At 70.6% G+C, this 7,720-nt stretch carries 8 protein-coding genes; 2 read left to right on the plus strand and 6 right to left on the minus strand.

Features of this window, described 5'->3' with window-relative positions; all coding sequences use genetic code 11:
- Positions 1 to 230: hypothetical protein (locus KME77_RS30340; protein WP_308250739.1), on the minus strand; the 230-nt coding region annotated here is incomplete at its 3' end.
- Here KME77_RS30340 and KME77_RS17335 point away from each other — a divergent pair.
- Complete coding sequence (locus tag KME77_RS17335) at positions 117 to 584, plus strand: substrate-binding domain-containing protein (RefSeq protein WP_308250740.1); 468 nt, start codon at positions 117 to 119, stop codon at positions 582 to 584. The genes KME77_RS30340 and KME77_RS17335 overlap by 114 nt on opposite strands.
- On the opposite strand, the gene KME77_RS17340 is transcribed toward KME77_RS17335, so the two are convergent.
- The 5 genes from KME77_RS17340 to KME77_RS17360 form a co-directional block, all read right to left on the minus strand.
- The gene (locus KME77_RS17340) at positions 577 to 1,119 is read right to left on the minus strand and encodes a hypothetical protein (protein ID WP_219468502.1); all 543 of its coding nucleotides are present in this window, start codon (positions 1,117 to 1,119) and stop codon (positions 577 to 579) included. The genes KME77_RS17335 and KME77_RS17340 overlap by 8 nt on opposite strands.
- The gene (locus KME77_RS17345; RefSeq protein ID WP_219468505.1) at positions 1,116 to 3,182 is read right to left on the minus strand and encodes a hypothetical protein; all 2,067 of its coding nucleotides are present in this window, start codon (positions 3,180 to 3,182) and stop codon (positions 1,116 to 1,118) included. The genes KME77_RS17340 and KME77_RS17345 overlap by 4 nt, the downstream gene beginning before the upstream one ends.
- Positions 3,182 to 3,424, minus strand: a complete 243-nt coding sequence (locus KME77_RS17350; RefSeq protein ID WP_219468509.1) for a hypothetical protein — start codon at positions 3,422 to 3,424, stop codon at positions 3,182 to 3,184. Before KME77_RS17350 ends, KME77_RS17345 begins: the two co-directional genes overlap by 1 nt.
- A 124-nt stretch (positions 3,425 to 3,548) precedes the next feature.
- Positions 3,549 to 4,385, minus strand: a complete 837-nt coding sequence (locus tag KME77_RS17355; protein ID WP_219468510.1) for a PIG-L family deacetylase — start codon at positions 4,383 to 4,385, stop codon at positions 3,549 to 3,551.
- Between the two features lie 97 nt (positions 4,386 to 4,482).
- Positions 4,483 to 5,874 carry a tetratricopeptide repeat protein gene (locus KME77_RS17360; protein WP_219468514.1) on the minus strand — a complete coding sequence of 464 codons (1,392 nt, stop codon included), beginning with the start codon at positions 5,872 to 5,874 and terminating at the stop codon, positions 4,483 to 4,485.
- A 499-nt stretch (positions 5,875 to 6,373) separates the two neighbouring features.
- On the opposite strand from KME77_RS17360, the gene KME77_RS17365 reads away from it, so the two are divergent.
- The coding region (locus tag KME77_RS17365; RefSeq protein ID WP_219468517.1) for a TerB N-terminal domain-containing protein at positions 6,374 to 7,720 on the plus strand (1,347 nt) is incomplete at its 3' end.

Genomic DNA, 7,720 nt, shown 5'->3' on the forward strand with positions numbered 1-7,720 from the left:
GGCGCGCGGAGGTGATTCCTGTCGGTGGGCGGCGGTAGAAACTCAGCGGCAACCGCGCCGGCGCCAAGGAGGGCATCGCCCACCTGATCGCGCACGGCCACCGCCGGATCGGCTTCATCGGCGACCTCCCCGCCACCCTGTACACGCGCCGCGAACGCTTCCAGGGCTACCGCGACGCCCTGGACGCCGCCGGCCTGCCCTTCGACCGCACCCTCGTCGAGACCGGCCACGACCAGGAGGCCGCCCGCCGCGCCACCCTCCGCCTCCTCGCCCTCCCCAGCCCCCCGTCGGCCCTCTTCGCCGCCAACAACCTCGCCTCCATGGGCACCGTCCTCGCCCTCGCCGCCGCCCGCCGCCGCGACGTGGCCCTGGTCGGCTTCGATGACCTCCCCCTGGCCGAGGTCCTGGACCCGCCCCTGACCGTCGTCGCCCAGGACCCGGCGGCGATCGGTGCGGCGGCGGCGGAGCTCGTCCTGTCCCGCCTGGACGGCGACCGCTCCCGCGCCCGCCGCACCTTGGTGCCGACACGGCTGGTGGTCAGGGGATCGGGAGAAGTACCACCCTCCTCTTACGGGACTATTTAAGGAGAATCGGGCGCAGTTGACGGAGGAACTCGACCGCGTCCGCGCCAGGGTCTCGCCTTGAAGAACCGTGTCTGATGTTCACGGACAACAGTCGTCCACCATCCGCAGTCCAGGCGAAGGCGCGTGCGCCGACCACCTTTCCGCTCTCCTTGATGGGGGTGACGTAACCGGGCCCCAGTCCGTCCGGCAGGTCCTCTCCCGCGCGACTGGCCTTGTCGTTCTCGAGGTCCTGAGCCGTGGACAGGGACGGGTCGAAGAATTGGATCGACAACCGCGCGCCTTGTGCGTCGACCGGTCTCTTGGCGACCGTGCACGATTTGAATCGTTTCCCCATGTCCATCTTGGTGCCATTGGCTGTGTAGTCGCCGAAGCCGACGGCGATCTGAATGGCTTGTGCGGAGATGAGGCCGCATTCCTGAGGGGCAGCGGTCACATTCCCCAGCGGCTGAGTGTCCGGCGTCTGAGGAGGAGCAGACGAACAGGCGGTTACGGTGAGGACGGCGAGTCCGGCAACGGCTGTGGGAAGAACTCTCATTGGTCCTCATCACCGTCAAGGATCGCGGCCGTGTTGAACCCGCCGTCGACGGAGGAGTCCGGTGTGAGGAACACGCGGTCCGTCTCGGGCTTGTTCATCCACTCGTCGTACGCGGTCTGCTGATCCTCGCTCATCTGGTCCCGCGAGATGATTTCGCCGTTCAGCAGGAAGTCCCCTGGCGAACCTTCGGGGAAATTCGTGGAGCGATGGGGGTGGGTCACAGCGGGTGGTGATCCGTCGCCGAACAACCCGTGCCGCATCATGGAGGCGGCGGTGAGGTCACGGAACATGTGCCTGGCCTGCGCGAGGGCGGTTCTGGCCTCCTTCCGCGCCGCGCTCTCCCTGTCGGAGACGGCCTTTCCGTAGATCTGCTCCTTGGCCTGGCCCACCAGCAGACCCGCGAACTTCCCTGAGGGCCCGGGGGCGAGGTCCACCACCTTGGTGACCATCTCTTTGAAAAGAGCGAATCGTTGGTCATCCGCCTTGGCGGCCTTGATGCTGGAAATGCCGGCGGCATGAGTGAGCATGTACGTTGTCATGCTGAGCGAACCCACGGCGCCGCTGAACTCGGCACCGCCGCCGCCCTGCATGACACCTTCCAGGATCTTCTGGCGCCGCGCTTCGTTTTCCTTCCCGGTGGCATCGGGGTGCGCATGGTGCCAGGCATCGAACTGTGCCTTGACCTCTGCCGCCACTTCGGCCGCCTTTTCGTCCAGCAATTTGGCGCTGTACTGCGCGTGGGCGGCGGCCATCGTCTTGAACGCGTCCTCGTCACCGAACGCCCATTTCATGATCTGTTTGTTCAGCGCCCCGTCGAGAGCCGCGCCGTAGGGTTCCACGCCGGACAGGGAGACGTCCGGATCTTCGACGGCGAAGACGCCCAAGGTTCTGCCCGAGCGGGCCTCAGATGTCCGATGTACATCGGTGATGTAGGCGGCCAAGAGGGAGGCGGCCCAGATGCGCGTGTGCGGCAGGTTGGCCTGGACTTTCTCGTCGCTCCAGAAATGCGCCGCCCATGAGGCGACAAGCGCGGACTTGTAGCCGCGTGACTCACCCGGCGGCTGGTCGTGGTCGCGGTACGTCGTGGCCGCCGCGTTGATCACCGCGCCGAGGGTGTTGTCGGCCTCCCCTGTCCAGGGGCGTTGGCGCATCAGGTAGGCCAGTGGTTTGCGGTTCGGGTCGGTGAAGAAGTCCTGGGCCACGGCGGGGTGGTTGACCAGGGCGGGGAGGACCGCCGCCATCGGGGTGAGGTCGCCGGGCGGGAGGGCGTCCTTCGCGCCGGGAATGGTCCACAGGTCGAGGCGGCGCTGCGGGTCCGGGGGGTGGGCGTGGTCGTGGTCGTAGACCTTGGTGACCACGTTCAGCAGGAACGGGGCGTCGAAGGTGCCCGTTCGCAGCAGTTTGCCGATCGCGAACGCGGTGGCCGGGTTCTCGATGTCCTCGATCAGCTGGTCGGCGTACTCGGCGGGGAGTTTCAGGCGGCCGGCGCCGCGTGAGGCGGTGCCGAGGACGGTGCTGAGGGCGGTGGCGAGCCGGTTCTGGGCGTCGAGGTCCTGGTGTTCGGGGCGGGCGGAGGGCGGCAGGCCGGCGCCGTACAGGCGGGCGAGCAGGGCCTTGAGCTCACGCGGCGGCATGACCTGGGCGAAGGCGATCGCGAAGTAGGGGTCGTTCCTGTGCTTCTCGAGGTCGGCGAGGGTCGCGGCGTCGAGGGAGCGGGTCTTGGCCTGGTCGCGGAGTCTCTGGGCCAGGGCCTTGGCGGTGGCGGCGCCCGCGGCGGGGGACTGCGAGAGCCAGTCGGCGTCGTCGGCCCACAGCAGGCCGCCCCGGCCGAGCCTGCCGTCGGGGGTGGCGAGGATCAGGTCGAGGCGGCCCTGGAGGCCGGGGACCTGGGCGCTCATCCGGGCGCCGATGTCGCGGAGCGGGGTCGGGCCCCAGAGCTGGAGGCCGAGTGAGGTCAGCGCCCGCTCGACGTGGACGCCGACCTCGGGGATCGTGCCGCCGGCCCGTCTCATGCCGTTGATGAGCTGGGTCATCAACGCCGGATCGATGCCGACCCGGCTCATCAGCCGCTGCCTTTCGGGTCCTCGGCGGACACGGAGTCGACGAGAGAAAGGGCGTGGACGAAAAGGTCGTTGAAAGCCCGCTCCCAGCCGCGCAGGTCGGCGGAGAGTTTGTCTCCGGCGGGGCCTTTGAGTGCACCACTCTCAACAATTCGGATGAGAGTGGTCACATCGCCTTCGTGCTGATCACGCAATTGCTCGATCCGCCGACGGGCGGCGTCGATCTGCTGCTGCGTCGCCATCATCGCCTGACTCTGGAGGAGAGGGCCGGACGCCTGCATGTTAATCGCGGAAAAAGCCCTGCGCCGAGGAGTTCACGAATCGGCTATGGGTAATGCGAATTTTCGGCTGTTTGATTGGGAAAATGCGTCAGCGCAGGCCGGCGAACATGTCGTCCTCGTGCTCCGGCGCGTCGACGCGGCTGGAGACGCGGATGAACGCCTCGCCCGAGAACGCCTGCTGCTGCGCCTCCTCCGGCATCTGGAGCATGAAGATGTTCTCCCCCTGGCTCGCGTGGGCGCGCAGGGCCTTCAGCTTGCGGTCGACGAACGGGGCCACGTCGACGACGGTGGTGACCTGCTCGTCGGGGGTGCCGAAGTCGTCGGAGGGCTCGAAGTCCAGGTCGACGCCGTTGGCGCGCAGCAGGTCGAACATGTGCCTGATCGCCGTGCGGGGGATGGCGGTGTAGTAGAGCTTGTCGGGGATGCCGGTGGACTCGGTGGCGGCCACGGTGATGCGGTGGGCCTGGACGTGGTCGGGGTGGTTGTAGCCGCTGCCGCCCGTCTCGTCGTAGGTGACGATGACCTGGGGACGGTAGCGCTCGATCAGGGCGGCGAGCTTGGCGGCGGAGACGTCGAGCGGGACGTTGGCGAACGCCTCGGGGTGGTTGTTGGTCTCCCAGCCCTCCATGCCCGAGTCGCGGTAGCCGAGGAGCTCCAGGTGCTCGATGCCGAGGTGCTGCACGGACTCGCGCAGCTCGGCGAGGCGGCGCTCGGCCACCTCCGCGTCGTCGTGGCCGGGGTCGCCGGGCTTGACGCCGCCGGGGCCGTCGCCCTGCTCGCCGTTGGTGCAGGTGACCAGGACGGTGCGGATGCCCTCCTCGGCGTAGCGTGCCAGGATGCCGCCGGTGCTGAGGCATTCGTCGTCGGGGTGGGCGTGCACCGCCATCAGGGTGAGGGGGCTGCGATCCGTGTGCTGCTGATCCATGATGGGAGACACTACCTCCGCCGACCGACAGTTCCGCTCCCAGGATCCAGCGGGAGGCCAGGGTGGGAGCAGGAAAGCCAAGGTAGGGACGGGAAGGTCAGGCGCGTCTGATCAGTTCGTCGGCGCGCAGGCGGGCCGCCGCCGCGGCCGCGCGGTCCCCCAGCGCCTCGGCCAGCGCCCCCTGCTTGAGCCAGTTGAACGGGCTGCACGGCCGTACGTTGATCCGCTCGCTGACCAGCACCCGGGCCAGGTCCGTGCGCCCGCCCCGCAGCGCGGCCTCCAGCAGCGTCTTCTGCACGGCGTCGCGCTGGGCGTGGCTGCCGCCGAACTCGTTGACCCGGTGCCGGATCGGGTACAGCAGGTCCACGACCGCGTCGTCCTCGCCCCGCCCGAAGGCCACCAGCGCGCGGCAGACGGGCAGGCCGACGCGGGCGGTCATCAGGTGGTTGGTGATGCCGGGGTGCGGCTCGGCGAGGTAGGCCTCGCGGCCGGCGATGAGCTTCTCGGCGTCGGCGATCCGGCCCGCGCCCACGTACGACATGACCGCGTGCATGTCGTTGAAGGCGTAGAACGGCTCGGCGACCCTGACCGGCCACGCGTCGGCGAGGGCGGCCCAGCGCGCGTGCTGCGGCGAGCCCTCCAGCAGCAGCCGCCACAGCAGCGCGGCGGCGTCGAGCAGCTCCATGGACCCCTGCCCGCCGGCCAGCGAGGCGTCGTACACGGCCAGGGCGCGGGCGACGTCGCCGGCCTCCAGCGCGTACAGGGCGTAGTGCCACCAGGTGTGCACGTTGAAGAACGTCCCGGTGGACCAGTCGCCGAGCCGGGTGTCGAGGTAGCGGGTGCCGTCGCCGAAGCGACCCTGCATCTCGTACGTGTGCACGACGGCGTGGATGCCCCACACGTCGCGCGGGTTCAGGGAGACGGCCCGCAGCCCGACGTCCTCGGAACGGTCGTAGTGCCCGGCCTCCTCCAGCCCGAACGCGTACATCCCCAGCACGTGCCCGAAATGCCGGTCGTCCTCGTGCCAGGCGCTCAGCGCGCCCCCGATCCGGTCGCGCAGGGAGCGGGCGTCGCCGGTGAAGAAGTCGACCTGGTGCCCGGCGGCCAGGGCCAGGGCGTCGCGCGGGTACTGCTCGGTGATCCGGCCGAGGAGCCGGCCGCAGGTCAGGAAGTCGCCGTCGAGCAGCGCCTGGACGGCCTCGACGTGGGCGCGCTCGCGGGGCAGCAGCCCGGCCGCGCCGGCCCGCCCGCGCCAGGCGGCGAACCGCTGCCTGGCCGTCCGCGCGTCCTCCACCTCGGTGGTCAGCAGCCCGAGGTAGGCGGCCAGCACCTGGCCCATCGGGAAGTCGGGGGACTCCTCCAGCGCGGCGGCGGCCTCGGCGTCGACCTCGGCGCGGAAGTGCAGCAGCTCGTCGATCGCCTGGTCGTAGTGGCGGGCGGCGGCGGCGCCCGCGCCGCTCATGGCCAGCCCGTGCTGGTCGTCTCTCACCGAGCCACTATAAGGACGCGAAATGGCGACTGTCTGTGCAGAAACACGTGCCGGCCGAAAGACGTGCCGATCAAAAGACGTGCCGGTCGAAGACGTGCCGGTCGAAAGACACGCGGGCCGAAAGACGGCCCCGCGTACGTGCAGTTCGCCACAGCCCGCACGCGTACGGCGGGCTACTGTGCGGTCACCGGTACGGATCCACCGGGGGGCCGGTGGGCCGGAGGCGTTTCCCCGTGCGTCTCCGGCCCGCCTCCACGCCCCGGCCAGGCCCCTTTGTCAACCACGAAAAGCCTGGTGATCGCCGCTTTGTTACTCACGCGGCCGTCACCGGTCAACCGAGTGGTGAGAAACCTATTTCCGGACAGTCCGATAAAACACTCCAGCCGGTCACGGATGCGAGATTGTAACGAGGGCATGGAGTGATATGTCGCGCAATCGGTGGGGCGCTAGGGTGCAATCCCCATCAATTTCATGGTGAGGCGGAGGGAGGGCCCCGCAGGTGTACCGCGCGCGTGGCCGTCATGCGCTGTCCGGCCAGGCCAAGCCCACTCCGCTCCTCTCGCAGGAGGGGCCCTGGCTGCCTCCGGGCAGCGGCGTCCACATCGCGGGGCTCACGATCGTCGGCGGCCTGCTGTACCTGGGCTCGGACCTGCGCTCGGCGTCGGGGATGGCCGTGGAGCCCGCGCTGATCGACCCGAAACTGCCCGTGGACATGACGCAGGCCGACTGGGAGGGCGTCGGGCTCGACCACTGGCCCAGCTACGCCGCCGTCCCGCCGGGCACCCGCGCCGCCTATCTGAGCTGGCTGGCCGACGGCCGCTGCCACCCCCGGGCACCGCTCGGCTACGTACTGCTCTATTTCTACGGGCTCGAGCGGCGCGTCCTGCACGACCTGCGCTTGGACCGCTCCACCGTCCAGGACGAGCTGCCGGTCATCCACGAGGAGGTGCGGCGGCTGCTCGGCCTGTACTCCCACCATGACGCCTTCCAGCGGCACGCGGCCCCGTTCGAGGAGCTGCTGACCGCCCTGACCGAGCCCGACCCGGCCGGCCCGCCCTTCGGCCTGCGCGTACGCCTCGGCGAGCTGGCCGCGGAGGAACAGCCGGTGCCCGCCGAATGGGCGCTGGCCTGGCTGCGGGGACACCCCGCCTACCGGCCGCGCACGCCCGCGACGCGCTGCCCGGCCGAGTTCACCGCGCTGTTCCAGATGCGGTACGCGGCGCGGCACGGCGACGGGCTCGTCATCGGCCCCGGCTCCAGGGAGCTGGCCTTCGACTACCGCCCGGCCAGCGCCGGGTTCGCCGGGGCCGCCCGGCCCGTGCTGCCGGGCCTGCCCGACGTGCTGACGCTGGCGGGGCCGACGCGGGAGCTGTTCGCGCTGGCCGAGGAGTGCTGCTCGGCGCTGGAGGCGTACAGCCGCTTCCTGGGCAGGCTGCCCGGCGCGCGCCAGAGCGTGCAGGCGCAGGCGCTGCTGCCCGAGGAACTGCTCGACCTGAACGGGGGCGGTGCCGGACGCGCGGTGCGCTGGGCGGTGGGGCGGCTGGCCGGGCGGCAGACCGTGATCGTGCCCGCGCAGGAGTTCGCCGCGCTGCTGTCCACGCCCGAGCCCGCCACCAAGGACGTCATCGCGCTGGCCCAGATCCTCGGCCGCGCCGGGGTCGGGATCGAGCCGGACCCGCGGCTGGGCGGCCCGCCACCGGTGCAGGGGGGCATGGCGCTGTTCGCCGCGCCGGACGGGCCGACGGCCGCCGCCTCCGACGCCTACCGCGCCGCCACTGTGCTGCTGCACCTGGCCGCCGCCGGCGGCGACACCTCCGAGGCCGACTACCGGCGGGTGGGCGCGGCG

Source organism: Nonomuraea rhizosphaerae, from assembly GCF_019396405.1.
GTDB lineage: Bacteria > Actinomycetota > Actinomycetes > Streptosporangiales > Streptosporangiaceae > Nonomuraea > Nonomuraea rhizosphaerae.